Origin of the sequence: Amycolatopsis lexingtonensis, from assembly GCF_014873755.1 — a bacterium.
Classification (GTDB): domain Bacteria; phylum Actinomycetota; class Actinomycetes; order Mycobacteriales; family Pseudonocardiaceae; genus Amycolatopsis; species Amycolatopsis lexingtonensis.
On record NZ_JADBEG010000001.1, the window covers coordinates 829,727 to 855,971 of the forward strand.

The following is a 26,245-nucleotide window of genomic DNA, read 5'->3' on the forward strand; positions in this document are numbered from 1 at the left end:
GTCCCAGCGTGCAGCGCGGCTACCGCGGCGGGTACCCGGGCGGTCAAGGTCGAACCATGACCAAGCTGAGCGCCGAGCAGATCGCCCGGCACGCCTACGCGGCCGGGTTCCGGGGCCAGGGCCTCACCACCGCGGTGGCGGTCGCGCTGGCCGAGTCCGGCGGGCGGACCACCGCGCACAACGCCACGCCGCCGGACAACTCCTACGGCCTGTGGCAGATCAACATGCTGGGCGCGCTGGGCCCGGAGCGGCGCCACCAGTACCACCTGAAGTCGAACGACCAGCTGTTCGACCCGGCCACCAACGCCCGTGTCGCGAACAGCATCTCGAGCGACGGTCGCGACTTCACGCCCTGGTCGACGTACACGAACGGCGCCTACAAGGACCACCTCGCGGCCGCGCGCAAGGCCGCGCAGGACGTCACCGCGCACCACGGCAAGCCGCACGCGCAGAGCGGCGGCGGGGCGCTGAAAGTGGACGACGAGGTGCTGCACGGCTACGTCCGGCGGACCCGGCACGTCGCCGACGCGCTGGACGGCGCGACCGGGCAGCTGCGCGACGTCCGGGACATCGCGGAGGACAGCTTCGGCCGGATCGGCAAGGAGTCCGGGTTCGCCGGCGCGCTGGCCGGCTTCGGGCTGGCGTTGCAGCGGCAGGTCAAGGGCGTCGGCACGCACGCCGACGGGCTGGCCACGGCCGCGCAGCACGCCGCCAAGACCTACCGCGACCACGAGACGGCCACCGCGGCCGCGCTGAACGACCACGCCCGACGGAGCTGACATGGACACCGCCGCACTCGCGCGGTCCTTCGCGAAGGACCTGATCGCGCACCGGAACAAGCTCGCCGGCAAGGCCGAGGACGCCGTCCGCGCCGAATACGCCCTGCACCAGGTGGCCACCGCGCTGGACGACCAGCACGACGCGTACCACAAGGAGAGCACCGCGGTCCTCGGCCACTGGCACGGCCACGGCGCCGACGGGTTCCGCCACACCAGCGCGAAACTGACGAAGGAACTGAAGATCACGGGCGCGGCCGGCGCCGCGGCGGAGAAGATCGTCGCGCACGTGGCGTCCACAGTGGACAGTGGGCACACTGCCGTGCAGCGGCTGGTCGACGAATACACCGTCAAGGCGAAGCAGGTCCTGGACGCGGGCGTCGCCACCGGGACGCAGGCCGCGCTGATGCGGGCCGTCGGGCACGTCGCGGACCTGGCGCCGCACTACACGCGGCAGTCCGCGTCGACGCTGCGGCACGTCCACGCCGAACTCGAGGCCGCGGCGAAGAAGCTGAACGAGCTGCGGAAGGACCTCACCCACGACGGCGTGGGGGACAAGACGACGCACGCGAGCCATATTTCCGGGCGGGGCAAGGAAATCGTGCACGCCGCGCGTAAGGAGCTCGGCACGCGCGAGAACCCGCCGGGCAGTAACCGCAACCCGTACGGGCCGACCGCCGCGTGGTGCTCGTCGTTCGCCACCGCGATGTGGCGCAAGGCCGGCGTGAAGATCCCGGTGCTGCCGTTCAGCGGCGACGTCTACCACTGGGGACAGGCCAACGGGCACGCGTACGGCAAGCACTCGCTGCACGAGGCGCGGCCGGGCGACGTGCTGATCTTCGGCACCGGGCCGCAGAACACGTCGACGAGCACGCACATCGGCATCGTCGAGAAGGTCGAGGGGAACAAGGTCACGATGATCGAGGGCAACTCCGGGGACGCCGTCCGCCGGAACACGCACACGCTCTCGGCGTCGACGTTCTACGGAGGGGTTCACCCGTGATCACCGGAAAAGCCGCCGACCGCACGGTCGCCGTGGAGGTCGCGCCCGGCGGGGCGCTGCAGGAGCTGACCCTGGAAGCCGCGGCGCTGCGGCTGGAACCGGACGAGCTGGCGCGCCGCATCCTGCTGCTGACGGCGGCGTCGTCCGCGCGAGCGACGGCTTCGTTGTGGCACAGCGTGGACGGGCTCGGGTTGCCCGCCGCGGACGAGGCCGCGGAAGCGACGACGCCGGAGAGCTGGCGGGCGCAATGAGCGGGGAACGGACGACGGTGGAGCTGATCGAGGACGCCTTCGCGGAGCCGGGCCCGGGGTACGGCGCACGGCTGGCGGCGATCCGGGCCGAGGCGGCGGGGGACGGGGTGTCGCTGGCGGTGGACCTGCACGGGGCGCTGGTGGAGCTGCGGTTCGAGCGGTGGGCGTTGAACCGGGCGCCGGGGGAGCTGGCGGGGTTGATCCGGCGGCTGGCCGGTGAAGCGGGGGTGGAGGCTTTGCTGAAGGGGCGGGAGTTGCTGGGGGAGCTGCTGCCGGAGGACATGCCGCCTGGGGTGGTCGGGCCGCGGATCGGGGTGCGGCCGGTGGAGGAGCCGGGGTTCGTGGCGGGACCGGTTATCCGGCCGCGACCGGATCCCGAGGAGGACTTCACGCCGGTCACCTGGGCGACGACCTGACTCCCCGAGTCTTGAATGACTCATTCAGGGCTCCGGAAGACCTGAATGAGTCATTCAAGACGGCCGGTCGCGGCGAGGGGTCAGGCGGCCGCGTCGAGCATGCGGGTCAGGCGGTCGGTGAGCCAGCTGACGTCCGCCGGGGTCACCATCACCCACGGCTCGCCGCCCGCGTCCTCCGGGGTCACCGCGTAGCGGCCCGCCGCCGTGTCGAACCAGGCCAGCACCGGCGTCCGGCCCGCCGGACCGGTCACGCCCAGCTGACCCGCCGCGTAGCGCTCCGACGTCGCCAGCGTCGCGAGCGGACGGACCGCGCGCCCGGTGATCCCCGCCGTGCCGAGAGCCCGTTCGAACGCGTCGTACCCGGCACGCGCGTACGCGTCCATCGCTTCCCCGTACACCGCCCGGGGGAGACGTAGCTGGTCGCCCGGTCCCGGTGGCTGCTCACCCAGCATCCGCACCACCGCGGGCACCACGCCGGCCGGGCGCACCGGCTCGAGCACCAGGTCACGCTCGTCCAGGACCGCGAGTACGCCCGCCGCGTCGCGGACCGCCGCCAGCAGCCGCCACGGTGCCTCCCCGAGCACCAGCGCGTCGACGCTCAGCGACGGCGAACCCAGCACCGTGAACAGGTCCGCCAGCTCCGGGGCGACGTCGTCGCCGTCGGTGAGACCGGCTTCGGCGAGGCCCGCGAAGACGCGGACGCCCAGCTCGTCGCGCTCGGCGTGGGTGCGGCCGTGCGCGGCCACGTCGAACGGGTGCGGTGGCGGCCCGCCCGGGCCCAGGTCCTCCCAGAGGAGATCGAATTCGAGATGCGACAGGACTACCCCCGCCGTCGTCGTGGTGCGGCGCGCCACGGTCCCCCTTCCCGTCGTGGGCGGCCGGCGTCGGGCACGATGGTGCCGATGGCCGAGCCGTACCCGGTGGACGTACCCGCGAGCGGGTTCCTCGTCGTCCGCGCTTCGGGCGCGGCGGCGGCGCGGGCGGCGATCCTGGGCGGTGCCGCCGGTGCCCCCGAAGACATCCAGCTGGTGCTGCGCTGCCCGGTGCCGCGGGCGGTCGCCGAGTCCGGCGCGAAGCTGACGTTCGCCGACGCGACCCTGCACCTGCTGCCTTCGGAACGCGGGGTCGTCATGCTGACGGTCGCGGCGGCGAAGCTGTCGATCTCGTTCGCCGAGCTGCGGCCGCTGATGTTCCGGCCGGTCGAGGTCGACGCGCCGCTGCGGGCGCTGTTCGCGAGCGCGGTGGCGCACGTGCTGGCGGCCGGGCCGCGGCTCGACCCGCACGGGCTGGCCCACCACCTGCTGGGCCTGGCCGAACTGGTGCTGCGCAGCGCGCTGCGCGTCGAGCTCGACCGCGTCGACGCGCTCGCCGCCCGGCGGCGCGAGGCGCTGGAGTACATGCGCTCGCACCTGGCCGACCCGTCGCTGACCGCGGACAAGATCGCCGAAGCGCTGTACATCTCCCGGCGCCGGCTGTACCAGCTGTTCGACGACGGCCAAGGCGTCTCCGAACGGCTCAAGAGCCTGCGGATCGACCGTGCGAAGGCCGTGCTCGCCGACCCGGCGAAGGCGGGCCGCGGGATCGCGGAAGTCGCGCGGGACTGCGGGTTCACCAGCGCCCCGCACTTCTCGCGGACGTTCCGCCGGGCGACCGGGCAGACCCCGCGCGAATACCGGGAGCGGGCCCTGCGGGGGTGAGGTCGACGCCGGCCACGAGCGTCCCGGCCAGCCCGGCGACCTCCAGCCAGCCCCGGCCGCCGGGGGAGTGCAGGGTGAACACCGCCGCGCGCGGGCGGTCCGGGTCGAGCACGAGGGCCTGCAGCTGCGCGCCGGACAGGCCGATCCGCTCGACGATCACCACCGGGTAGCCGCGGGCGGTCCGCGCGCTGCTCACCTCGCGCAGGCCCGGGGTCGTGTCGGCGACGAAGTGCCGCAGGTCCGCGGCTTCTTCGAGCGGGACGTCCACCGGGACGACGCCGGCGATCAGCAGCGCCGGGTCCGCGTCGCGGTGCTCGACCAGCGCCAGCAGGCCAGCCCGCTGCTCGTGGGCGATTTCCGCGGACTGCACGGCGGCCGCTTCGAGGCCGAGGTCGCGGGCGGCGTCGGGGCCGCGCAGGCGCGCCATGAGCGCGTGCAGCTCGGCCGTGGTGCGCTCGACCGAGTCCAGGTTCACCGGGGTGATGCCCGGTACGGCGGGCAGTTTCACCGGCCACCCAGCGCGGCGGCGAACGCGGACACCGCACCCGGCGGCGGCGTCACGGGGGTGCCGGGCGTGCGCGCGACGGTCACGCCCAGCTCGCGCCCGGCGGCCGAGAACGACTCCAGCTGTGTGGCCAGGCCGCGGAAATCCGGCGCGGCCGGCAGGGGAGCGCCGTCCCCGAGGGCCCGCAGCTGTCCGGCGACCCGGGCGGCGGCCGTGGCGTGGGCGCGTTCGAGGTCGCGGGCTTCGGCGAGCACGCGGTCGAGGTCCTGCTGCCGGTGCGAGAGCCGGGCACGGGCCGCCGTGAGGTTTCCGGCGCCTGAGGGCGAGAACTGCGCTTCGGTTTCGGCGCGCTCGACGTCGTCTTCGGCGTCGACCACGGCCCGGCGCGCGGTACCGGCCCGGGCGTCGAGTTCTTCGGCGCGGCGGTGGTGGGCGAGCAGGGTCCCGGCCCAGTCGTCCAGCACCGCGGCGGCCGCGTCCATGGCGTCCGGCGTGGTGGTGAGCCCGGTCGCGGCCCGGCCCGCGCGCTCGGCCTGTGCCCGCGCCGAAGGCCCGGCCCACTCGGGGGTTTCGCCGGGCGGCCGGATTTCCCGCAGCCGGGTGGCCGTTTCGGTGCACCGGCGGGCCGCTTCGGCGACGGCGTCGGGGTTGCCCGGCACCGGGTCGAACCCGAGGCCGCGGAAGTCGGTCATCGGCCCAGCTCCTCGGCCGCGTCCGCGTCGGTGGTGCGGTAGGCCTTCGCCGCGGCACGGACAGCCTCCGCCGAAGCGGCGAAATCCTCGTGCACGCCCCGGATCCGGCCCGCCCACTCGGCGGCGAGCCCGGCGAGCGCGCCGGACACCGCGGGCGGTCCGATGTCGCTGACGTCGAGGTCCGGCACGGCGGCCGCGTACTCCGCGGCCGTGTCGGACAGCTGCCGCGCGAGCGCGTCGAGGGCGGCCGGGTCGGCGTGGAAGCCGGTCATTCGCCGAACACCGGCGGGTAGGCGGGCGGGAGGTCGTCGAGCAGGTCGTACCCGGCCGCGTACTTGTCGCGGTGCTCGGTGTCTTCCTCGCGCCGCGCGCCCTGGCCCGGCGGGTACATGCCGTACCCGCCCGCGGTGCCGCGGCCGCCCGCCGAGCCGGGGCCGAATCCGGAGGTCCCGGCGCCGCCGAGGCGGCCGGCCCCGGCTTGCCCGCCTTCGCCGAGCGCCCCGGCGCCGATCAGGCCGGTGAAGCCCGGTCCGGCGGCGCCGGTCGAGCCCGGTCCGGCGGCCCCGGTCGTCGAGGAACCGCCCGGCCCGAGCACGCCGTCCAGCGCGCCCGGCAGGCCGGCCCCGGTGAGCGCCGCGGGCAGGGCGGACGCCGTCGACGTCGCGTCACCCGGCGAGGAGCCGGGCACCCGCGGGTCGGCGGGCGGGTCGTCGAATCCGGGGCCGTGGTCCGGGTCCCGCGGGGTCACCGGGACGCGCTGGACGACGTCACCCGTCGCGCTGACCTGCGGTGCCGTGTCGAACGTCGGCAGGCGGTGCCGGACGTCGTGGCTCGCGCTCTCGTACTGTTCCATCACGCGGACGGCTTCGGCCTTGGCGTCGTCGGCCTGTTTCTTGGTCGGGAGCTTGTCGTCGAGCAGGTCGTTCAGCAGGTACCGGCCTTCGGGCCCGTCGAGCCGCTTGACCGCGTAGCCCTGCTGGAACCAGTGTTCGGCCCAGTAGTGCACGGGCTCCGGCATCTTCGCCCGCGCTTCGCCGATCGCCGAGGTGTAGGCGTCGAGGCCGTCGCCGATCTCGCGGGCGTTCGAACTCGCCGTGCTCGCCCAGCCGGTCAGCTTGCCGATCGAGTCCGCGGCCTGGACCGCGGACGGGCCGCGCCACGACAGCAGCAGGTTCTGCACCAGCTTGTGGACCTCGGCCGTCTCCGCGTCGAGGCCCTTGGCCAGCTCGGCCCACCGGTGCGCCTGCTCGCCGAGCTTCGGCGGGTCCGCCGACTGGATCATGTCCCACAGCTCGCGGTGGTCGTAGCTGTCCCAGTGGATCCGGCCGAACGACGCTTCGCGGGCGTTGACTTCCTTCTCCCGGCGGACGCGGCGAGCCTTCCGCTTCTCGCGCGCGGTCGGCTGGTGGTGCGTGGAGTGGAACTCAGGCATCGCGCTCACCCGCCCGGAGGATCTCGGCGGCTTCGTCGTCGTTGCGGCGGTGGATCGTGGCGACGCCGTCGAGCGCCTCCCGCAGCGACGCCAGCTCGTCGAGGTAGGACCGCAGCGTGGCCTGCACGCCGCCGGGGTCGGAGCCGCCCCGCAGCCCGAACGAGCGGCGCATCCAGTGCGCCACCGGGCCGTGGCCGTCGGTCAGCGGGGTGCTCAGCTCGGCGGCCGCGGCCAGGTGCGCGGACAGCGCGCGGGAGCGCTCGTCGATCGCCGCCTTCGCCTGTTCCACCTGGTCGTAGTCCAGCGTGATGAGGCCGGCGTCCGCGACCAGCGCGGCCGACCCGCCGCCTTCGGGCTTCGCCACGTCCGCCGCGGTCTCCCGCGGCTCGTCCGCCGTGAGCCGGTCCTCTTTGCGCAGCTGCTTCCGCGCGTCGGCTTCGTCCCGCACCGTCGCCATGGACGTCCTTCCCTCGCCACCCAGGCGTCCATCCTGGCCAATGCGCGCCGCGAAGAGAAGTGGGCCCGCCGCGGCTGCACGGGTGGACACGAAGACTGCACAGGCGGATAGGGCAGGATGTCCGGATGATCCCGCGTCGCGTGTCCGGAGCCGTTCTCGCCGCCTTCGCCGGGCTCGTCGTGCTCACCGGGCCGGCCGCCGCCCAGACCGGGCCCGAGACCAGCCCGGCGGCCCCGACGTCCGCGCCGCCCGCCGGCCTCGCCGCCGTCGGCATCCCGACCTGGGTGTGGGCGCTGGTCTCGATCGTCGGCCTGCTCGCGGTGATCGTCGTCGGCATCCGCCAGCTCCGGGGCCGTCCGAAGGACTAGTCCCGCGGCACCGTCACGACCCAGCGTTCGGGACGGCGGCGCAGGTACCCCCACCAGTACAGCGCCGACACGACCAGCACGCCCGCGGTGATGCCGAGGTCGAGCGCGCTCTGCTCGACCAGGACGTAGGCCAGCGCCCCGGCCGCGAGCACCGGCACCACCGGCCAGGCCGGCATCCGCCAGACGTGCGGTTTCCGGTGCGCCGCCCGGCGAGCGCCCAGTGCGGCGGCCGCGACGCTGAGGTAGAGCGCGACGACGGCGACCCCGGTGACGCCGCTGAGCGTGTCCACCGGCACGAAGCAGAGAACTGCCTCGGACAGCCCGACCACGAGGGTCGCGACCCACGGCGCGCCGAACCGCTCGCTGACCACGCTCATCGCGCGGTTCACCGGCGTCGGCCACGCCTGGTCGCGCGCGGAGGCGTAGAGCACGCGCGAGTTCTGGATGACCATGACGATCACCGCGTTGACGATCGCCGCCGCGATGCAGAGGCTGACCGCGGCACCGACGGCCGGGCTGCTCCAGCCGGTGACCAGCGCGGTGAGGTCGACCCCGGCGAGCGCGGCGGCGTCCGGCACGGCGAGGGTGATCGCCACGACCGGCACCAGGATGACGACGGCGCTGATGCCGAGCGTCCAGAACACCGTCCTGGCCACCGTCCGGCGCGGCTCGCGCATCTCCTCGGCGAGGTACACGGCGGTGCTGAAGCCCTGCACCACGAACAGCGCGACGGCCAGCCCGGTGACGACGGCGATCAGCCCGATCCCGCTGGTGCCGAGGCTCGGTTTCACCAGCACGGCCGGGCTCTGCGTGGTGTGCGTGAAGCCGAGCAGGGACACGGCGAAGATCGCGACGATTTCGATGACGAGGAAGACGCCGGTGATCCACGCGTTGGACCGCAGGTTCAGCAGGCCCATCACGGTCGACGCGAGCATCACGAGCGCGCCCGCGACCGACGGGCTGACGTCGACTGCGGCGGCGAGGTAGTCGGCCACGCCGATCGCGATGATCGGCGGCACGACGAGGATCACGATGAACGACAGCATGAAGGTCAGCCAGCCGGCGAACCGGTTCGCCACGGTCGTCACCATCGCGTACTCGCCGCCGGCGCTCGGCACCAGCGTGCCGAGTTCGGAGTAGCAGAAGGCGATCCCGACGCAGAGCAGCACTGCGAGGGCGATGGCGAGCGCGGTGCCGGTGCCGAGGTCGGCGAACAGCGGCGGCACGAGGACGAACAGCGACGAAGCCGGGGTCACGCAGCTGAGCGTCAGCAGCGTGCCGCCGCCGACGCCGATGGAGCGGGTGAGCGTCTTCTTCGCCTTGACGGCGGCGACGGCGTCGGGCGGGGCGGGAGTGCGGGGCATCGGCGTTCCCTCCGGCCGGGGGCAAGGTGCGACGGATGGAACAGCACCGATTCGGTGTTGTCAACGCCACTTTGACGACTAAATCCGTTGTCCTGGCAGCTATGAGGCTTCGTATTCGGTGACGGGACGTGACGGCGTGGCGCGGTTGCCCGGCGTCGCCCGCGTCGGGGATGATCCGGGCGTGAGCAGCCAGGACACCCCCAGCCGGCCCGCGCCGCCGGTGCTCGACGACATCTCCCGGCAGATCATCGCGCAGCTGCAGGAGGACGGGCGGCGGGCGTACGCGACGATCGGCAAGGCGGTCGGCCTGTCGGAAGCGGCGGTCCGGCAACGGGTCCAGCGGCTGTCGGACTCGGGCGTCATCCAGATCGTCGCCGTCTCGGATCCCTTGCAGGTCGGGCTGTTCCGGCAGGCGATGATCGCGATCACCGTGGACGGCCCGCTGGAGCCGGTCGGCGACGCACTGGCCGAAATGGACGAAATCGCGTACGTGATCCTCTGCGCCGGGCGCTACGACCTGCTGTGCGAAGCCGTCTGCGCGGACGACGAGGCGCTGCTGCAGCTGATCTCGACGCGGATCCGCGCGCTGCCCGGCGTCCGGCACGCGGAGGCGATGGTCTACCTCAAGCTGCGGAAGCAGACCTACCAGTGGGGCACTCGCGGAGCGTGACGACTGAATCCGAAGGTCTGTCCCTTGTGGAACTTCTGGATTAGTTGTTCGAGTTCGGCTGGACGACTGAATCGCTTGCATTGACGCTTCGGGGCGTGCGATAACCGAGGCATGACCACAACCGCCGACCGTGCCACCGTCGACGCTTCGAGCCTCGCCCAGGCCGCCCGCAGCAACCTCTGGCTGCACTTCACCCGCCACTCCACCTACGACGAGACCGACGTCCCGGTGATCGTGCGCGGCGAAGGCCCGTACATCTGGGACGCCCGGGGCAAGCGCTACCTCGACGGGCTGGCCGGCCTGTTCGCGGTCCAGGTCGGCCACGGCCGCGAGGAGCTCGCCGAAGCCGCCGCGCGGCAGACGAAGCAGCTCGCGTACTTCCCGCTGTGGGGCCACGCCCACCCGGCGGCGATCGAGCTGGCCACCCGGCTGGCCGCGGCGTCCCCCGGCGACCTGAACCGCGTGTTCTTCACGGTGAGCGGCGGCGAATCGGTCGAAACGGCGTGGAAACTGGCGAAGCAGTACTTCAAGCTCGTCGGGAAACCGGGCAAGCACAAGGTGATCAGCCGCGCGCTGGCCTACCACGGGACGTCGCAGGGCGCGCTGTCGATCACCGGCATCCCCGGCGCGAAGGCGGACTTCGAGCCGCTGGTGCCGAGCACCCTGCGCGTGCCCAACACGAACTTCTACCGCGCGCCCGAGCACGCCGACGACTACGAGGCCTACGGTCGCTGGGCGGCGGACCAGATCGAGCAGGCGATCGAGTTCGAAGGCGCGGACACCGTCGCGGCGGTGTTCCTCGAGCCCGTGCAGAACACGGGTGGGTGTTTCGTGCCGCCGCCGGGGTACTTCGCGCGGGTGCGGGAGATCTGCGACAAGTACGACGTGCTGCTGGTGTCCGACGAGGTGATCTGCGCGTTCGGCCGGGTCGGGTACGACTTCGCGGCGAAGCGCTACGGGTACCAGCCGGACATCATCACGACCGCGAAGGGCCTGACGTCCGGGTACGCACCGCTGGGCGCGGTGCTGGCCTCGGAGCGGCTGATGGAACCGTTCACCCGCGGCGAGACGACTTTCATGCACGGCTCGACGTACGGCGGGCACCCGGTGTCCTGCGCGGTGGCGCTGGCGAACCTCGATTTGATCGAGCGTGAGGGGTTGTACGAGCACGTGCTGACGCGCGAGTCGGCGTTTCGGTCCACTTTGGACAAGTTGACTGATTTGCCGATCGTGGGGGATGTTCGGGGGGCCGGGTTCTTTTACGGGATCGAGCTGGTGAAGGACAAGGCGACGAAGGAGACGTTCAGCGCGGCTGAGTCGGAGCGGGTGCTGCGCGGGTTCCTTTCGGAGGCGTTGTTCGAGGCCGGGTTGTACTGCCGGGCTGATGATCGGGCTGAGCCGGTGGTGCAGTTGTCGCCGCCGTTGATTTGTGATCAGGCGCAGTTCGATGAGATGGAGCAGATCCTGCGGGACACGCTGAGCCGGGCTTGGCAGTTGCTGTAGGCGTGGTTCCGGTCCTCCCGGGCAGCGGCGGTGGCCCGATCGGGCGGGGAAGCCGCGCTTTCCGCCCGGCGCCGCGGTTCCTGAGTACCGTGGATCGCAGGGGGCCGGGGGAGTGGCCGGTGACCGGGTCGCCCGTGTTGGTGCGGCCGGCCGCGCTCCCGGGAGGAGACCCCGATGACCGCCACCACGGACGCCCCGCGCTTGCCGTTCGAACGGCCGAACGTCCTGGAGATCGCGCCGCTGTTCTCGGTGTTGCGGCGAGAGGGGCCGGTGGTGGGGGTGACCACTCCGGCGGGGGATCCGGCCTGGCTGGTCACCGGGTTCGAAGAGGTGCGCGCGGTGTTCACCGATCCGCGGTTCGGGCGGTCGCACCCGGCGCCGGAAACCGCGTCGACGTTGTCGGACGCCGCCATTCTCAGCCGGCCGCAAGGGGACCACGAGACCGAGCACGTCGAGCACGCGCGGATGCGGAAGCTGCTCGTGCCCGCCTTCTCCGCCAACCGGATCCGGCGGCTCGCCGGGCACGTCCAGGAGCTGGCCGACGGCTGCTTCGACGCGATGGAACGGGCCCGCGCCGATGGCGGGCCGGTCGATCTGCACGAGCACCTGTCGTTCCCGCTGCCGGTGCTGGTGATCTGCGAACTGCTCGGCGTCCCGTACGAAGACCGCGAGACGTTCCGGGTGCTGTCCGACCGGATGGGCCGGATGGACATCGGCACCGGGGCGGAAGCCGCGCTGGACGAGTTCGCCGGTTACATGGGGCGGCTCGCCGAGGCCAAGCGGCGCGAACCCGGTGAGGACGTCGTTTCGGACCTGGTGCGCGCGCAGGCCGACGATCCCGCGTTCGGCGACGACGACCTCGCCCGGCTCGCCGCCGGCCTGCTGTTCGCCGGGCACGAGACGACGTCGAACCGGATCGACCTCGGCGCGCTCTACCTGCTCACCGACCTCGCCCGCCGCGACGCGCTGGCCGCCGATCCCGAGGGGCGCGTGCACGGCGTCGTCGAAGAGATCCTGCGGCTGTCCGCGCCGAGCGGGCTCGGGGTCCTGCGGTACGCGCACGACGACGTCGAGCTCGGCGGTGTGCGGATCGCCCGCGGCGACGCCGTCGTCCTGGCGATCGCGGCGGCCAACCGGGACGAGAAGGTGTTCCCGGACCCCGGCGCGTTCGACCCCGGCCGCAAGCCGAACTCGCACGTCGCGTTCGCCTACGGCGGCTGGTTCTGCATCGGCGCGAGCCTCGCCCGCACCGAACTGCGCGTCGTGTTCGGCTCGCTGTTCCGCCGGTTCCCCGGCCTGCGGCTGGCCGTCGACGTCGATGAACTCCGGATCCGGACGAACCGTGTCACCGGGGGAGTGGACCGCGTGCCGGTCCTCTGGTAGACAACGGCTGCCGTGGCAGGAGGAAACGCGTGACGCTGTGGGACAAGCTCGGGATGGACGACAAGCTCGTCAAGGTGCTGAAGGAAATCCCGGTGGGACCGGACGCGGGGGACTTCGGCCCCGCCTACGTCACGATCCACCAGCTCGCCGTCGAGCTGGACCAGCGCTTTCCCGAGGTGCGCCAGCAGCTGGACGTCCCGCTCGGCGGCGGCGCGACCCGGCACGCGGGGCTGGTCGAGCTGCTCGGCAAGGAACTGGTCGACAAGATCAAGCGCTACGGCGACGTCTACCCGATCGAAGCCGCCCAGCTGTCGGCGGTCCGCTTCCGCGAGCTGCGGCTGCGCGGCCCGGGCGGCCGCGACCTCGTCGGCGCGGCGAAGACCGACCTGCCGCTGATCCGCCTGCGCCCGCGGGACTGAGCCGTGCTCGCGCCACCGGTCCGGGTCCTGGTGGCCGAGCGTGACGAGACGGTCCGCGCCCGCCTGGCCGCCCTGCTCGCCGAGGCGGACGGCGTCGAGGTGATCGCCGCGGTCGGTGACGCGACGGCGGCCCGGACGACCCTCCGCCGCCGGCTGCCGGACGTGGTGCTGCTCGACCTGCGCCTCGGCCCGCTCGGGCCGGTCGCCCGCCGCCCGGCGGTGCTGGTGCTGGCGACGTTCGATTCCGACACGGCGATCCTGCGGGCGCTGCGGGACGGTGCGGCGGGGTTCGTGCTGCGGTCGGCACGGCGGAACGAGCTGCTGAAGGTGGTCCGCCTGGCCGCGGACGGCCACGTCGTCCTGTCCCCGGACGCCTCCCGCCGCTGGGTTTCGGCGGCGACCCGGCTGTCGGGCCCGCGAGACGAACGGCTGGCCCAGGTCGATCGGCTGTCGTCGCGGGAGCGCGAGGTGCTGATCGGGGTCGGGTCGGCGCTGACCAACGCGGAGATCGCGGCGAAGCTGGGGCTGCCGGAACCGGTGGTGCGGGAGTGCGTGACCCGGGTGGTGCGGAAGCTCGGGTGCGCGCACCGCACGCAGGCCGGGCTGGTGGCCTACGAACGGGGATTGTGCCGGCCGGGCTGACTCGCCTGACTCGGGCCCGGCGAACGGCGGCGCGGGTAGCGCCCCAATGTGGCGTTGGGTGCGTCAGACGCACCCAACGCCACATTGGGGTGTTGGGGACCGGGGTGGCGCGGAACGCGAGGGTGGGTTAGAAGCCGTCTAGGCCGATCGGGGTTCCGACGCCTGTCGGGGCGTCATAGCCCGGGCCCGCGACACACAGGTAGTCGCCGCCGCACTTCTTCCCCGCGCCCGCCGGGTCGTTGTGGCCCGTCGTGATGTCCGTGAACCGGGACGCGTTCGCGTACAAGCCCGACGGCGCCGGAACGTGCCCCGACCGGCCGATCAGCCCCGCGATGAACGGCGCCGACGCGCTGGTGCCGTTCACCGGGAGCCAGCCGCCCGCGTCCGCGTAGTGGATCGCGATCTCGTCCGCCGCGGCGGCGACGTCGGCCACCGTTCGCTTGCCGCAGTGGGTGTCCTTCTGCCACGACGGCTTCGCGATGTACGCCGAGCAGCCGCTGCCGCCGTACTGCCAAGCCGATTCCGTCCAGCCGCGGGCCGTCGACGGGTCGCGGGCCAGTGACGTCCCGCCGACCGCGATCGTCGTCGCCAGGACCGCCGGGTAGCTCGCCGCCGTGAAGCCCGCGTCACCCGAGGACGCCACCACCGCCACGCCCGGGTGCTGGTAGTGGCTCGCGAACGCCAGCGGCGCACCGCCTTCACGGGCGCCGTAGCTGTTCGACACCACCGAAGCGCCCAGGCGGACCGCCGTGTCCTCCGTCTCCGCCAAGTCGGCGAAGCCCGGCGAGTTCCCTTCGACGACCACCAGCCGGCACGACGGGCACGCCGCCGACACCATCGAGACGTCCAAAGTGGACTCCAACGCCCAGCCGAAGGACGCCTCGGGCAGCGGTGCGGAAAGCCCCTGCTGGTTGACCTTGCGGAAGCAGCCGTTGGCCGTCGTGCACGGCGGGAGGCCGTACTGCGCCCGGTACGCCGCGAGGTCGGCATCCAGGTTCGGGGCGTCGTAGGCGATCGAGATACCGACGACCGTTTCCGGGCCCGGAGTGGCCGGGAGACCGTACGCTGACGCCAGGTCGTCGGCACCCCAGCCGGCCGGCCCGTCGGCCAGGGCGCGGACCGCACCCGGGGTGTACGTGGTGAGGCAGCGCGCCACCCCGGGCTGCTCGGGACAAGCCGCGCGCGGTGCCGGAGCGGCGGTCGCGGCCGGAGCGAACGCGACGACCAGGACGGCGCTCAGCACGCCGATCAGTGATCTGTACACAGTGGACTCCCCTGTCAGACGGCGTAGACGTGGTAGGCGGCGGTGATCGTCTCGGCCACGGTCGCCCCGGCGGCGTCGGACGCCGTCACGCGCAGCGAGACGTCTGTGCCGCGGAAGGCCTCCGTGACCGCGGCGAAGTCCGCGTGGAAGACCCCGCCGCCGCGGGCGGTGACCGGCGCATCGAGCCAGGTCGTGCCGTCGAGCGAGTACTGCACGGTCGCCGCCGTGACCGGCGAAGCCGTGCTCTGCTGCAGGTGCCCCACGCTCAGGTCGAGGCTCTGCGGCCCGGACACCGTGGAGCCGTCGGGCCGCAGCCCGCCGACGGCGTACCCGAGGGTCAGCATCGGCTCGACCGCGCACGACCGGTCGACGCCACCCCGCAGCCGCAGGCAGACCAGCGCCGCCGGGAGCTGCGCGCCCTCGACGTGCTGGGACTTCCACGTCCACTCGGTGTGGGTCGCGGTGCTCTGGTGGTACATCGGCCCGGTGCGCCCGGCGTCGACCGTCAGCCCGAGGGTCGACGGCCCGGCCGCCACCGGCTGCTCCAGGGTGAGCTCGGTGTTCCCGACCGGGCTGCCCTCGGCGATCGTGGTGCCGTCCTGCGTCAGCGCGTAGTGCCCGGTGATGGTGTCCCTAGCCTCGCCGTAAAAGCCCAGACCGGTGTGCCCCGGCTGGTTGTCGCTGAACGGCGTGATCGACAGCCGCAGCAGGTCTCCGGCCCTCGTCGCGGCCGGCGCCACCGGCGCGCTGCCGTCGTCCAGCGGCAGCAGTGCGACCTCGCCCGCCGGGTGCAGCGGGAACTTGTTCCATTCCTCGGTGACCGCCGACCCGCCCCGGTAGGCGTGGAACGGCTCGTACTGGCCGCCGGCCCAGCCGGGGAACGGCCCGGGCAGCACGTACTTCGAGAACCCGCCGAACCAGCGCAGGTCCGGCGCCGCCGAGACGTACTCGACCTGCTTGCGCGGCAGCTGGATCGGGTGCGAGACGCGGCCGCTGACGTCCTCGAACGAGAACATCCCGCTGCGCTGCCGCAACCCCAGCGACGAGTACTCGCTGAAGTAGGTCGACTCGACCGCGGCGACGTCCTTCGCCGTGATCACGTACCGCTGCTGCGGAATCGTGCCGGTGCTGGCCTTCTGCAGCACGTATTCGTACGGCGTGCCCGGTCCCGGCGGGGACACCAGCCTGCTGTACGGGTACGTCTGCAGCGCGCCCGTCTTCACCGGGACGGCCGTCGGCGACACCGCGATCGGCACCCCGGGCCCGGCGTCGAAGTCGACGAGCAGGGCCGGCCCTGTCTTGGCCGCGCGGCGGAACAGGAACCCGGTGTCGTCGAGCAGTGCCGGCCGCGGCGTCACCCACGTCAGCTTGCTCGACGCGCGGGAAGCGTCGACGCGGACGGTCTTGTCCGCTTTGACCGCGAACTCGGGCTGCGCGCTGAACCGCACCTCCGTCGGGTTGCCGTCGGCGTCGGCCGTCCAGAACAGGCCGAGCGCGCTGTAGTTGCCGTCCGGGGCGCTGAACTTCGCCGTGCCGCCCGAGAAGTAGTTGACGCTCTCGTTCGGGTCGAGCAGGTTCCCGTCGTCGGTGTTGTAGAGGAACGCGACGCCGGTGTCGGCCGGCCGGCCGGCGATGTCGGTGGCGTCGACCGAGACCGTGCGCATCACCGAGCGCGGCTGGACGGCCGGGCGGGCCCCGGGGAGGGCGAAGCTCGCGCCGCCGGCAAAGAGTCCTTGCCCGCCGAAGTGCCCGCGCGCGTTGTCCTCTTTGAACTGCTTCGCCAGCGCGGGCCCGAACGTCGCCGGGTCGGCGGGCAGCGGCGCGCCGGCCAGCAGCGCGCCGACGTCGAACAGGCTCAGGTCCAGCCCGCGCCCGAGGTAGGGGAGCGCGGTGCCGGGGACCTCGTAGTCGCGGTCGCCGAGCCGCAGGTGCACGAGCGTCCGCGCCATGCCCTTCCCGGCGGCCGGCCGGACGTCGAACAGGGACCGGCCGTCGGCGGTGGTCCGGACGCTGACGCGCTCGCCGGTGATCAAGGTGGCGGACGTCGAGGGTGCCGCGGCGCCGGCCGGTGGGGGAGCGAGTCCCACGAGCCCGGCGAGCGCGACCCCCAGGACGGACAAAGTTCTTCGCACTGGCACCTCCGTGTGGTGGTTGATCACCACTACCGACGAGCCAGTGGTCCGGGTCGTTGAGACCGGTTCTCGATCTTGGCGTGAATTACCTCGATCGGCTCAACGACGCACAGTCAGGACCGGACCGCCGGCACCGGCCGTGCGACGCCGAAACCGCCGTACGGGCCCGCTTTCGCGCGCTTGCGGACCTCGTCGAAGTGCCGGTGCACCGCTTCGGCGGCGGCGTCGGCGTCGCGCAGCACGAGCGCGTCGACGATCGCCTGGTGCCGTTTCGCGGTGGCGGTCGGGGACGCGGCCGGTCCGCCGAGCTCGCTTTCGGCGATCCGGTAGACGTCCCAGAACAACCCGGTGAGCTCGCGGGCGAGGTCGAACCCGGCCTCGGCGCAGATCAGGTCGTGGAACTCGCGGTCGGCCTCGGCGGCGTCCGGGCCCTTGCGCTTCATCCGCGTGACGCACGCCTGCAGTTCGTCGACCAGCTCGGGCCGGTGGTCGGTGGCGACGCGGCGGGTCAGCTCGGTCTCGAGCATCTCCCGCACCTCCAGGAGGTCGCGCAGCCGCCCGACGTCGGTGGCGCCGCGCGCGCGGGTGCGGAACAGCAGCCACGTCTGCAGTGACTCCGATCCGGCCGATCCGACGAACGTGCCGTAGCCGTGGCGGATCTCGACGATGCCGAGCGCCTGCAGGGCCTTGATCGCCTCGCGGATCGAGTTGCGGCTGACGCCGATGTCCTCCATCAGGCTCAGCTCGGTGGGCATGGGCGCCCCCGGCGGGAGCTCCCGCTCGACGATCAGGTCGATGATGCGCTTGGTGATCTCTTCGCTGCGCTGCGGACGGGCCACTGCTGTCCTCCCCGGATGCGTCGTGAGAGGACATCCTACGTCATACGTCCAGGCCTCTTGACCGGCACGCGAACCCATCCTAGGCTCACGCCGGTCATAGGACGTCCCACGTCCTACCGTTCGAGGCCCGCAGGAGACAGCGATGTCCCAGAGCCCGTCGCTCAGCCGCCGCCAGTTGCTGCGCTACAGCACCTTCGCCGGGGCGGCCTTGGCGTTCCCCACCGTGCTCGCCGCGTGCGGCGGCCCGGCGTCCACCAACAAGACCGGTGCTTCGGCGGGCTCGCTGACCGCCGTCATCGGCTACGGCAACAACCAGACGTGGGACCCGCTGCAGACCGCGTCCGCGTTCTCGATGGCCGCGATCCTGCACTGCTACGAGTCGCTTGTGGAGGGTGACCCGGTCACCCGCGCGCCGTTCCCGGGGCTGGCCAAGGCACTGCCCGGCGCCACCGGCACCAGCCTGAAGTTCGACCTGAGAGACGGCGCCCAGTGGCACGACGGGCAGCCGGTCACCGCCGACGACGTCGTCTTCACCTACGCGCGGGCGCTCGACGAGAAGGAGAACGTGCTGATCCACAGCTTCTTCTCCACCTGGCTGAAGGAAGTCCGCAAGACCGGCGACCGCTCGGTCGAGTTCGTGCTGAAGTTCCCGTTCCCGTACGCCCTGCAGCGGATCCAGTGCTGCAAGATCATGCCGAAGCACGTCTTCGAGGGGAAGTGGGACGACGCCAAGGGCGGCAAGGTCGTCGGCTCCGGCCCGTACCGGGTCGTCGAGCAGGCCCCGCTCAGCCACACCAGTTTCGAGAAGTTCGCCGCCTACAACGGTCCCCGGCCGGCCGCGTACGACAAGATGCTGTGGAAGTCTATTGTGGACGCGGCCCCGCGCGTCGCCGCGATCTCGGGCGCGAAGCCGGACGCGCAGATCGCCGAGAACATCCCGGCCGCCAACGCCGACCAGCTCCGCAAGGCCGGCCGCACGGTCGAGTTCGCCGACGGCGGCAACAACCTCTTCCTGCTCTTCAACACCGCGCACGCGCCGTTCGACAAGAACCTCGTCCGGCAGGCGCTGCACTACGCGATAGACAAGAAGAAGATGGTCGAGATCGGGCTGAAGGGCGCCGGGACGCCGGCGACGTCGTTCATCAACCCGAAGCTCCCGTCTTCGCAACCGGCGGCGCACGACTTCGCGTACAACCCCGAGAAGGCGAAAGAGCTGCTGCGGCAGGCGGGCGTCAGCGACCTCGCGGTGACGCTGTCCACGACGAACACTTCGCTGGTCGCCGACTGCGTCAAGGTGATCAAGGAGGGCTGGGACGCGATCGGCGTCCGGACCACTTTGGACTCCCAGGACACCAAGGCGCTGTTCTCCAAGCTCGACGCGGGCACCGACTTCCAGGTCGTCGCGACGACCAACAACCCGCTGCAGTTCGGCAACGACCCCGACCTGCTGATCCGCTACTACTACGACGCCAAGTCGATCCTCACGGCCAAGTACGCCCGCTTCACCGGTCCCGACGCGCAATCCCTGCAAGCGCTGCAGGACCAGGCCGCGGCGGAACCCGACGAAGGCAAGCGGACCGCGCTCACCAAGCAGCTCCTCGACCGGATCTCCGAGCAGGCCGTGCTCTACCCGGTCGTGTTCACCCAGCTCGGCACGGCGTGGGACCCGAAGGCGATCAGCGGCGTGCGCGCCCAGGGCTACCCGGGCATCTACCTCAACCAGGCCAAGCCGGTCTAGGAGGGGACACCCGTGGCCGTCGTCGTGCGGATGCTGCTGAGCCGCATCCTCGCCCTCATCCCGCTGCTGCTCGGCGTGATCCTGTTCGTCTTCGTCGTGATGCGGTTCGCGCCGGTCGACCCGGCGCTGGCCGCGTTCGACGGCGCGAACGCCACCGCCGAGCAGCTCCAGCAGTTCCGGCTCGAGAACGGGCTGCTGGACCCGCTGCCGCTGCAGTACGTCCACTTCGTCTGGCACCTGGTGCAAGGCGACTTCGGCACCAGCGTGATCACCAAGCAGCCGGTCGGCGAGACCATCGCCACCGCGCTGCCGCTGACCGTCCAGCTCACCCTGCTCGGCCTGGTCATCGCGCTGGTGACGGCGCTCGTGCTCGGCGTGACGTCGGCGCTGTTCCGCGACCGCTGGCCGGACAAGGTGATCCGCGTGGTCACCCTGGCCGGGGTCGCCGCGCCGGCGTTCTGGGTGGCGCTGCTGCTGGTGCAGTGGCTCGCCGTCGGCCAGGGCCTGTTCCCGACCAGCGGCTACGTCAGCCCGGCCGACTCCTTCGGCGGCTGGCTGAATTCGCTGGCGCTGCCCGCGATCTCCCTCGCGCTGCCGGTGGCCGCCCAGCTGACCCGGGTGATCCGGACGTCCATGGTCGAGGAACTGGACAAGGACTACGTCCGCACCGCGCGCGGCGGCGGCCTGCCGCCGGTGGTGGTTATCGGGCGCAACGTGCTGCGCAACGCGCTCGTCACCCCGCTCACCGTGCTCGGCCTGCGGGTCGGCTACCTGCTGGGCGGCGCCGTCGTCATCGAGACGATGTTCGCGCTGCCGGGGATGGGGCAGAACATGATCCAGGCCGTCACCGACGGCGACACCGCCAAGGTGCAGGGCTTCGTGATCACGATCGCGATCGGGTTCGTCCTGGTCAACCTGATCGTCGACGTCCTGTACCTGATCGCGAACCCGCGCCTGCGGAGCCACGCGTGAAGCGGCTGCGCGGGGGCTGGCCCGCACTCGCGATCCTCGGCGTCCTCCTGCTGGTCGCCGTGCTCGGCACGCTCGTCGCCACGCACAGCCCGGACGCGCTGAGCACCGACACCGGCGGCCCGAGCGGCGCGCACTGGTTCGGCACCGACACCTCCGGCCGCGACATCTTCTCCCGGCTGGTCGCCGGCACGCGCTGGTCGCTCGCCATCGGCCTGGGGGCGGTGGCGCTCGCGCTCGTGTCGGGGGCGGTGATCGGGGCGTTCGCGGCGACCTCGCACCGCCGGGTGGACGCGGTGATCATGCGCGTCCTGGACGTCATCATGGCGTTCCCGGGCATCGCGCTGGCGGCCGTCCTGGTCGCGGTGTTCGGCCACGGGATACTCGTGCTGATCCTGGCCATCGGGTTCCTCAACATGCCACCGGTCGCCCGCGTGATCCGGGCGAACGTGCTGGCCCAGTACGGCGAGGACTACGTCGCGGCCGAACGCGTCATCGGGGCGAAGCGGTTCTTCGTGCTGACCCGGCACGTGGCGATCAACTGCGCCGCGCCGGTGCTCGTCTACTGCACGGTCACGGTGGCCGACGCGATCGTGTTCGAGGCGTCGCTGTCGTTCATCGGCGCCGGCATCCAGCCGCCGGACCCGTCGTGGGGCTCGGTGCTCGCCGACGGCAAGGACCTGGTGCTGACCGGCGGCTGGTGGGCGACGCTGTTCCCCGGCCTGCTGATCCTGATCACCGTGCTGGCGCTCAACATCCTGTCCGAGCGCATCTCGGACGCCTGGGCCGCGCCCTCGGCCCGCGCGGTCAAGGCGGCCGAAGTCGCGAAGGCCGTCGAAGCCCGCGACGACGCCGATACCGCGCCCGTGCTGCCGATCGCCGGCCTGCGCGAAGCGGGGGAGCGGCTCGCCCGCACCGCCCGGTCCCTCGACCACCGCGAAACGGTCCTGGAAGTCGACCGGCTCCGGATCGCCTTCCCCGGCCGCCACGAAGGTGTCGACGTCGTCGACGGCGTCTCGTTCAGCGTCCGCGCCGGCGAGGTCCTCGGCCTGATCGGCGAATCCGGCTGCGGCAAGACGCTCACGGCGTTGTCGATCCTCGGCCTCCAGCCGGCGGCGGCGCGGGTGTCCGGCCAGATCCGCTTCGCGCAGCGCGACCTGCTCGCCGTGCGGGCGGGCGAACGACGGCGGTACCTCGGCCACGACATCGCGATGATCTACCAGGACGCGCTCAGCTCGCTCAACCCGGCGATGACCATCCGCGCCCAGCTCAAGCAGTTCACCCGCCGCGGCGGCACGCGCACCCCGGCCGAGCTGCTGGAACTGGTCAACCTGGACCCGGAACGGACCCTGCGGGCGTACCCGCACGAGCTGTCCGGCGGCCAGCGCCAGCGGGTGCTGATCGCGATGGCGCTTTCGCGCGACCCGAAGCTGATCGTCGCCGACGAACCGACCACCGCGCTCGACGTCACCGTGCAGGCGCAGATCATGGCGCTGCTGCTGCGGCTGCAGGAGGAACTCGGCTTCGCGCTCATCCTCGTTTCGCACGACCTGGCGCTGGTGTCCGAGATCGCCGACCGCGTCGTCGTCATGTACGGCGGGCAGGTCGCCGAGCTGGGCGCCACCGCCGAGGTCGTCGGCTCGCCCCGGCACCACTACACGCGCGGCCTGCTCAGCGCGGTGCTGTCGCTGGAGGAGAACGAAGCCCGGCTCACGCAGATCAAGGGCGTCGTCCCGGCCCCGGCGGAGTTCCCGGCCGGCTGCCGGTTCGCCGACCGCTGCCCGGCCGCGCGGGCCAAGTGCCACGAAGAGCCGCCGGTCCGCTTCGGGGAGCCGGTGGCCCACCTCGTCGCCTGCCACTTCCCGGCGGTCGACACCGCGCGCGAGAAGGAGGCGACGGCGTGAACCTCCTGGAGGTCGACGGCGTCCACGTCGTCCACAAGATCCGCGGCCGCGGCCTGTTCGGCCACCAGCACGTCTACGCCCTGACCGACGCCCACCTCGTGGTGAACCCGGGCGAGACGGTCGGCGTCGTCGGCGAGTCCGGTTGCGGGAAGTCGACGCTGGCCAAGGTGATCGTCGGGCTCCAGCGGCCGACCGCCGGGACCGTCCGGTTCCGCGGGAAGCCGTTGGAGTCCGGGCGCGAGGTCGGCATGGTGTTCCAGGACCCGGCCACCGCGCTGAACCGGCGGCTCGCCGTCGCCAAGATCATCCGCGACCCCCTCGACGTCCACCGCGTCGGCACGCCGGCCGAGCGCGACGCGCGCGTCCGCGAGCTGATGGGGCTGGTCGGCCTGCCGTCCAGCGTCGCCGACGCCGTGCCGGGGCAGCTGTCCGGCGGCCAGCGGCAGCGCGTCGCCATCGCGCGTGCCCTGGCGCTGCGGCCGGCGCTGCTGGTGGCCGACGAACCGACGTCCGCGCTCGACGTCTCGGTCCGCGCCCAGATCCTCAACCTGCTGCTCGACCTGCGCGAACAGCTGGACCTGGCGATGGTGTTCGTCTCCCACGACATCCAGACCGTGGCGAAGATGAGCGACCGGATCGTCACGATGTACCTCGGCCGGATCGTCGAGGAAGCGCCGGTCGGGGCCGAGGCCCGCCACCCCTACACGCGGGCGCTGTTCTCCGCGACGCCCAGCCTGCTGCACCCGGTCGAGCCGATCGTGCTCACCGGCCCGGTGCCGTCGGCGACCCGCCCGCCCAGCGGGTGCCCGTTCCGCACCCGCTGCCCGAAGGCCACCGACGAGTGCGCAGCCGAGCTGCCGCCGCTCGCCGCGGCCGACGGTGGCCACACCTACCGCTGCATCCATCCCGAGACCCCTACCGGAGTGAGCGCCTGATGCCGAAGTTCGCCGGAATCGTCCCGCCGCTGTGCACGCCGTTCACCGACGACTTCAGCGTGGACACCGAGTCGCTGCGGCGCCACGTCGAGGTCCAGCTCGACGCCGGCGTCCACGGCGTCTTCGTCCTCGGCTCCTCCAGCGAGGTCGCCTTCCTGCCCGACGCGCAGCGCCGCGTCGTCGTCGAGACGACGGTCGACCAGGTCGCCGGCCGCGTCCCGGTGCTCGCCGGCTGTATCGACATGACGACGTTGCGGGTCGCCGAGCACATCCGCGCCGCCGAAGCCGCCGGGGCCGACGCCGTCGTGGTCACCGCGCCCTACTACACGCGCACGCACGTCGCCGAGATCGACCGGCACTTCCGCTTGCTGCACGAACGCACGGCGCTGCCGATCGTCGCCTACGACATCCCGGTCGCGGTGCACACGAAGCTCGACGGCGGCCTGGTGCTCGACCTCGCCGCCGACGGCGTCATCGCCGGGCTCAAGGACTCCAGCGGCGACGAAGCCGCGTTCCGGGCCGTGCTGCTCGGCAAGCGCGACCGCGGTCTCGACGACTTCGCCGTGTTCACCGGGTCCGAGCTGGTGGTGGACGCGGCGCTGGCGATGGGCGCGGACGGCGCCGTCCCCGGGCTCGGCAACGTCGACCCGGTCGGGTACGTGCTGATCCACGACCACTTCAAGTCCGGCAATCTCGCCGCGGCCCGCCGCGAGCAGGAACGCCTGATGAAGCTGTTCTCGATCACGTCGGTGGCGCCGCCGAGCCGGATGGGCCGCGGCTCGGCCGGGCTCGGCGCGTTCAAGGCCGCGATGAAGCTGCGCGGGTTCATCGACAACGCCGTCATGGCGCCGCCGCAGCTGCCCTTGAACGACGAAGAGCTGTTGCGGATCAAGGAGAAGCTCGTCGAAGCGGGCTTGCTCTGATGATCCGCTACGGTGCCGACTACAACCCGGAGCACTGGCCCGCCGACGTCCGCCGCGAGGACCTGGAGCTGATGGCCGAAGCGGGCGTCACGATGGTGACCGCGGGGATCTACTCGTGGGCCGCCGTCGAGCCGCGGCCGGGGGAGTACGACTTCGGCTGGTTCGACGACGTGCTGGCCGGGCTGGCCGGCGCCGGGATCGGGGGGTGCCTGGCGACGATGACCGCGTCCCCGCCGCCGTGGCTGTCCCGGCTGCACCCGGAGATCCTGCCGGTGCGCGCCGACGGCGTCCGGCTGTCGCCCGGCGCGCGGCAGCAGTTCTGCCCGTCCAGCCCGGTGTACCGCTCGCACGCTTCGCGGCTCGTGACCGAGCTGGCCACCCGGTACGCGGGCCACCCCGCGCTGGCGATGTGGCACGTGGGCAACGAGTTCGGCTGCCACATCCGGGCGTGCTACTGCGACGAGTCCGCCACGGACTTCCGGCGCTGGCTGGAGGAGCGCTACGGCACGATAGAGGCGCTCAACGACGCGTGGACGACGACGTTCTGGTCCCAGCGCTACTCTTCGTGGGACGAGATCCTGCCGCCGCGCGTGGCCCCGACGTTCCCGAACCCCGCGCAGCAGCTGGACTTCCACCGGTTCTCCTCCGACGCGCTGCTCGAGTGCTTCCGGACCGAGCAGCGCGTGCTGCGGCGGGTCACCCCGGACGTCCCGATCACGACCAACTTCGTCGGCCTGGTGCAGAAAGCCCTGGACTGGCACACGTGGACCCCGCACGAGGACGTCGTCAGTCTCGACTCGTACCCGGACCCCTACGACCCGCGCGCCCACGTCGAAGCCGCGTTCGCCTACGACCTGGTCCGGTCCACGAAGGACCAGCCGTGGCTGCTGCTGGAACAGGCGCCGAGCGCGGTGAACTGGCGGTCCCGCAACAGTCCCAAGCCGCCGGGCGCGATGCGGCTCGGCAGCTGGCAGGCGATCGCGCAGGGCGCCGACGCCGTCCTGTTCTTCCAGTGGCGGCAGACCAGCGGTGGCGCGGAGAAGTTCCACTCGGCGATGGTTCCCCACGGCGGCCGGGACACCCGGACGTTCCGCGAGACTTCCGCGCTGGGAAGGGAACTGGCCCGCGTGCCGGAGCTGGCCGGGACGCGCGTGCGGGCGGACGTCGCGCTGCTGCACGACTGGCCGAGCTGGTGGGGCCTGGAACTCGACTCGCACCCGGCGTCGCTGGAGCAGCTGGAGACACACCTCGCGCACTACGCGCCGTTGTTCGACGCCAACATCACCTGCGACGTCGTCCATCCGTCGCGTGATCTTTCGCGGTACAAGCTGGTCGTCGTACCGAACCTGTACCTGCTGGAGCGGCCGGTCGCGGACAACCTCCGCGCGTACGTCGCCCGCGGCGGGCACCTGCTGGTGTCGTACTTTTCCGGAATCGTGGACGGCTGCGACCGCGCGTACCTCGGCGGGCACCCGGCGCCGCTGCGGGACGTCCTCGGCCTGCGGGTCGACGAGTTCTGGCCCCTGGACGGAACGGTCGCGCTCGAATTCTCCGACGGGACAACGGATTCCGGCACGATCTGGTCGGAGTGGATCGAACTCGAAGGCGCCGCGGCGGTCGCCACCTTCGCCGCCGGTGACCTCGCCGGGCGGCCCGCGATCACGCGGCACGCCTTCGGGAACGGCGTCGCGTGGTACGCCGGCACCCGGCCCGAGCTGGGCCCGGTGCTGAGCCGCGTGTGCGCGGAAGCCGGGGTGACACCGGTGATCACGGCTCCGGCGGGCGTCCAAGCGGTCGTCCGGCACGGCGAGGAAAGCGCTTACCTGTTCCTGCTCAACCACGGCACCGAGCCGGTCACCGTCGACCTGCCGCACGCCGCGCCGGACCTGCTCACCGACCCGTCGCGGCCGGTGCGCGAGGTCCGGCTCGCCCCGCGAGGTGTCGCCGTCCTGAAGGGATGACA

General features: G+C 72.5%; 27 protein-coding genes. 17 read left to right on the forward strand and 10 right to left on the reverse strand.

Going from position 1 to position 26,245, the window contains the following annotated elements; all coding sequences use genetic code 11:
- Window positions 1-56 precede the first annotated feature (56 nt).
- Genes H4696_RS03930 through H4696_RS03945 form a run of 4 tightly spaced genes read left to right on the forward strand, consistent with a single transcriptional unit; the run spans window position 57 to window position 2,446 of the window.
- The gene (locus tag H4696_RS03930; protein WP_086865392.1) at window positions 57-779 is read left to right on the forward strand and encodes a transglycosylase SLT domain-containing protein; all 723 of its coding nucleotides are present in this window, start codon (window positions 57-59) and stop codon (window positions 777-779) included.
- Window position 780: 1 nt separating this feature from the next.
- Window positions 781-1,779 (forward strand): CHAP domain-containing protein, encoded by a 999-nt coding sequence (locus H4696_RS03935; RefSeq protein ID WP_086865391.1) that lies wholly within the window; start codon window positions 781-783, stop codon window positions 1,777-1,779.
- Window positions 1,776-2,030 carry a hypothetical protein gene (locus tag H4696_RS03940; protein ID WP_086865390.1) on the forward strand — a complete coding sequence of 85 codons (255 nt, stop codon included), beginning with the start codon at window positions 1,776-1,778 and terminating at the stop codon, window positions 2,028-2,030. The genes H4696_RS03935 and H4696_RS03940 overlap by 4 nt, the downstream gene beginning before the upstream one ends.
- A complete protein-coding gene (locus tag H4696_RS03945) occupies window positions 2,027-2,446 on the forward strand; it encodes a hypothetical protein (protein ID WP_192782053.1) in 420 nt (139 codons plus the stop codon). The genes H4696_RS03940 and H4696_RS03945 overlap by 4 nt, the downstream gene beginning before the upstream one ends.
- An 80-nt stretch (window positions 2,447-2,526) precedes the next feature.
- Here the strand turns inward: H4696_RS03945 and H4696_RS03950 are convergent, their stop codons facing one another.
- Window positions 2,527-3,300 (reverse strand): ESX secretion-associated protein EspG, encoded by a 774-nt coding sequence (locus tag H4696_RS03950; protein WP_086863163.1) that lies wholly within the window; start codon window positions 3,298-3,300, stop codon window positions 2,527-2,529.
- Window positions 3,301-3,348: 48 nt separating this feature from the next.
- On the opposite strand from H4696_RS03950, the gene H4696_RS03955 reads away from it, so the two are divergent.
- Window positions 3,349-4,143: a helix-turn-helix transcriptional regulator gene (locus tag H4696_RS03955; protein ID WP_086863162.1), complete on the forward strand. Its 795-nt coding sequence runs from the start codon at window positions 3,349-3,351 to the stop codon at window positions 4,141-4,143.
- Here the strand turns inward: H4696_RS03955 and H4696_RS03960 are convergent.
- From H4696_RS03960 to H4696_RS03980, 5 genes are read right to left on the reverse strand one after another with little or no spacing between them, the layout of a single operon-like run.
- A complete protein-coding gene (locus tag H4696_RS03960; protein ID WP_086863161.1) occupies window positions 4,055-4,651 on the reverse strand; it encodes a hypothetical protein in 597 nt (198 codons plus the stop codon). The genes H4696_RS03955 and H4696_RS03960 overlap by 89 nt on opposite strands.
- Entirely contained in the window at window positions 4,648-5,340 is a 693-nt protein-coding gene (locus tag H4696_RS03965; RefSeq protein ID WP_086863160.1) for a hypothetical protein, read from the reverse strand. The genes H4696_RS03960 and H4696_RS03965 overlap by 4 nt, the downstream gene beginning before the upstream one ends.
- Window positions 5,337-5,612, reverse strand: a complete 276-nt coding sequence (locus H4696_RS03970) for a hypothetical protein (protein WP_086863159.1) — start codon at window positions 5,610-5,612, stop codon at window positions 5,337-5,339. Before H4696_RS03970 ends, H4696_RS03965 begins: the two co-directional genes overlap by 4 nt.
- On the reverse strand, window positions 5,609-6,772 hold the full coding sequence (locus H4696_RS03975) for a PPE domain-containing protein (protein WP_143265268.1): 1,164 nt from the start codon (window positions 6,770-6,772) through the stop codon (window positions 5,609-5,611). Before H4696_RS03975 ends, H4696_RS03970 begins: the two co-directional genes overlap by 4 nt.
- Window positions 6,765-7,229, reverse strand: coding sequence for a hypothetical protein (locus H4696_RS03980; RefSeq protein WP_086863157.1), 465 nt, complete (start codon window positions 7,227-7,229; stop codon window positions 6,765-6,767). The genes H4696_RS03975 and H4696_RS03980 overlap by 8 nt, the downstream gene beginning before the upstream one ends.
- A 125-nt stretch (window positions 7,230-7,354) precedes the next feature.
- Between H4696_RS03980 and H4696_RS03985 the strand changes: the two genes are divergently transcribed.
- Window positions 7,355-7,597, forward strand: a complete 243-nt coding sequence (locus H4696_RS03985; protein ID WP_086863156.1) for a hypothetical protein — start codon at window positions 7,355-7,357, stop codon at window positions 7,595-7,597.
- On the opposite strand, the gene H4696_RS03990 is transcribed toward H4696_RS03985, so the two are convergent.
- On the reverse strand, window positions 7,594-8,961 hold the full coding sequence (locus H4696_RS03990) for an APC family permease (RefSeq protein ID WP_192782054.1): 1,368 nt from the start codon (window positions 8,959-8,961) through the stop codon (window positions 7,594-7,596). The two genes, H4696_RS03985 and H4696_RS03990, sit on opposite strands and share 4 nt — an antisense overlap.
- A 181-nt stretch (window positions 8,962-9,142) precedes the next feature.
- Here H4696_RS03990 and H4696_RS03995 point away from each other — a divergent pair, with 181 nt between their 5' ends.
- The 5 genes from H4696_RS03995 to H4696_RS04015 all read left to right on the forward strand — a co-directional run bounded on the left by H4696_RS03995 (window position 9,143) and on the right by H4696_RS04015 (window position 13,578).
- The gene (locus tag H4696_RS03995) at window positions 9,143-9,631 is read left to right on the forward strand and encodes an Lrp/AsnC family transcriptional regulator (protein ID WP_086863797.1); all 489 of its coding nucleotides are present in this window, start codon (window positions 9,143-9,145) and stop codon (window positions 9,629-9,631) included.
- 111 nt (window positions 9,632-9,742) lie between these two features.
- A complete protein-coding gene (locus H4696_RS04000; protein ID WP_086863798.1) occupies window positions 9,743-11,134 on the forward strand; it encodes an aspartate aminotransferase family protein in 1,392 nt (463 codons plus the stop codon).
- Window positions 11,135-11,308: 174 nt separating this feature from the next.
- On the forward strand, window positions 11,309-12,517 hold the full coding sequence (locus H4696_RS04005) for a cytochrome P450 (RefSeq protein WP_143265328.1): 1,209 nt from the start codon (window positions 11,309-11,311) through the stop codon (window positions 12,515-12,517).
- A 29-nt stretch (window positions 12,518-12,546) separates the two neighbouring features.
- On the forward strand, window positions 12,547-12,936 hold the full coding sequence (locus tag H4696_RS04010; RefSeq protein WP_086863809.1) for a hypothetical protein: 390 nt from the start codon (window positions 12,547-12,549) through the stop codon (window positions 12,934-12,936).
- Between the two features lie 3 nt (window positions 12,937-12,939).
- The gene (locus tag H4696_RS04015; RefSeq protein ID WP_086863799.1) at window positions 12,940-13,578 is read left to right on the forward strand and encodes a response regulator transcription factor; all 639 of its coding nucleotides are present in this window, start codon (window positions 12,940-12,942) and stop codon (window positions 13,576-13,578) included.
- 127 nt (window positions 13,579-13,705) lie between these two features.
- Here the strand turns inward: H4696_RS04015 and H4696_RS04020 are convergent, their stop codons facing one another.
- The 3 genes from H4696_RS04020 to H4696_RS04030 form a co-directional block, all read right to left on the reverse strand.
- Window positions 13,706-14,842, reverse strand: coding sequence for a S53 family peptidase (locus tag H4696_RS04020; RefSeq protein WP_249027173.1), 1,137 nt, complete (start codon window positions 14,840-14,842; stop codon window positions 13,706-13,708).
- Between the two features lie 14 nt (window positions 14,843-14,856).
- Complete coding sequence (locus H4696_RS04025) at window positions 14,857-16,974, reverse strand: hypothetical protein (protein WP_192782055.1); 2,118 nt, start codon at window positions 16,972-16,974, stop codon at window positions 14,857-14,859.
- Between the two features lie 113 nt (window positions 16,975-17,087).
- Complete coding sequence (locus H4696_RS04030) at window positions 17,088-17,813, reverse strand: FadR/GntR family transcriptional regulator (RefSeq protein ID WP_086863801.1); 726 nt, start codon at window positions 17,811-17,813, stop codon at window positions 17,088-17,090.
- A 142-nt stretch (window positions 17,814-17,955) separates the two neighbouring features.
- On the opposite strand from H4696_RS04030, the gene H4696_RS04035 reads away from it, so the two are divergent.
- The 6 genes from H4696_RS04035 to H4696_RS04060 are packed head-to-tail and all read left to right on the forward strand — an operon-like array spanning window position 17,956 to window position 26,243.
- On the forward strand, window positions 17,956-19,551 hold the full coding sequence (locus tag H4696_RS04035) for an ABC transporter substrate-binding protein (protein ID WP_086863802.1): 1,596 nt from the start codon (window positions 17,956-17,958) through the stop codon (window positions 19,549-19,551).
- A 12-nt stretch (window positions 19,552-19,563) separates the two neighbouring features.
- Entirely contained in the window at window positions 19,564-20,523 is a 960-nt protein-coding gene (locus tag H4696_RS04040; RefSeq protein ID WP_086863803.1) for an ABC transporter permease, read from the forward strand.
- On the forward strand, window positions 20,520-22,424 hold the full coding sequence (locus H4696_RS04045; RefSeq protein ID WP_086863804.1) for a dipeptide/oligopeptide/nickel ABC transporter permease/ATP-binding protein: 1,905 nt from the start codon (window positions 20,520-20,522) through the stop codon (window positions 22,422-22,424). Before H4696_RS04040 ends, H4696_RS04045 begins: the two co-directional genes overlap by 4 nt.
- The gene (locus H4696_RS04050; RefSeq protein WP_086863805.1) at window positions 22,421-23,359 is read left to right on the forward strand and encodes an oligopeptide/dipeptide ABC transporter ATP-binding protein; all 939 of its coding nucleotides are present in this window, start codon (window positions 22,421-22,423) and stop codon (window positions 23,357-23,359) included. The genes H4696_RS04045 and H4696_RS04050 overlap by 4 nt, the downstream gene beginning before the upstream one ends.
- A complete protein-coding gene (locus H4696_RS04055) occupies window positions 23,359-24,282 on the forward strand; it encodes a dihydrodipicolinate synthase family protein (RefSeq protein WP_192782056.1) in 924 nt (307 codons plus the stop codon). The genes H4696_RS04050 and H4696_RS04055 overlap by 1 nt, the downstream gene beginning before the upstream one ends.
- Complete coding sequence (locus H4696_RS04060) at window positions 24,282-26,243, forward strand: beta-galactosidase (protein WP_086863806.1); 1,962 nt, start codon at window positions 24,282-24,284, stop codon at window positions 26,241-26,243. The genes H4696_RS04055 and H4696_RS04060 overlap by 1 nt, the downstream gene beginning before the upstream one ends.
- The last annotated feature ends 2 nt before the right edge of the window (window positions 26,244-26,245 follow it).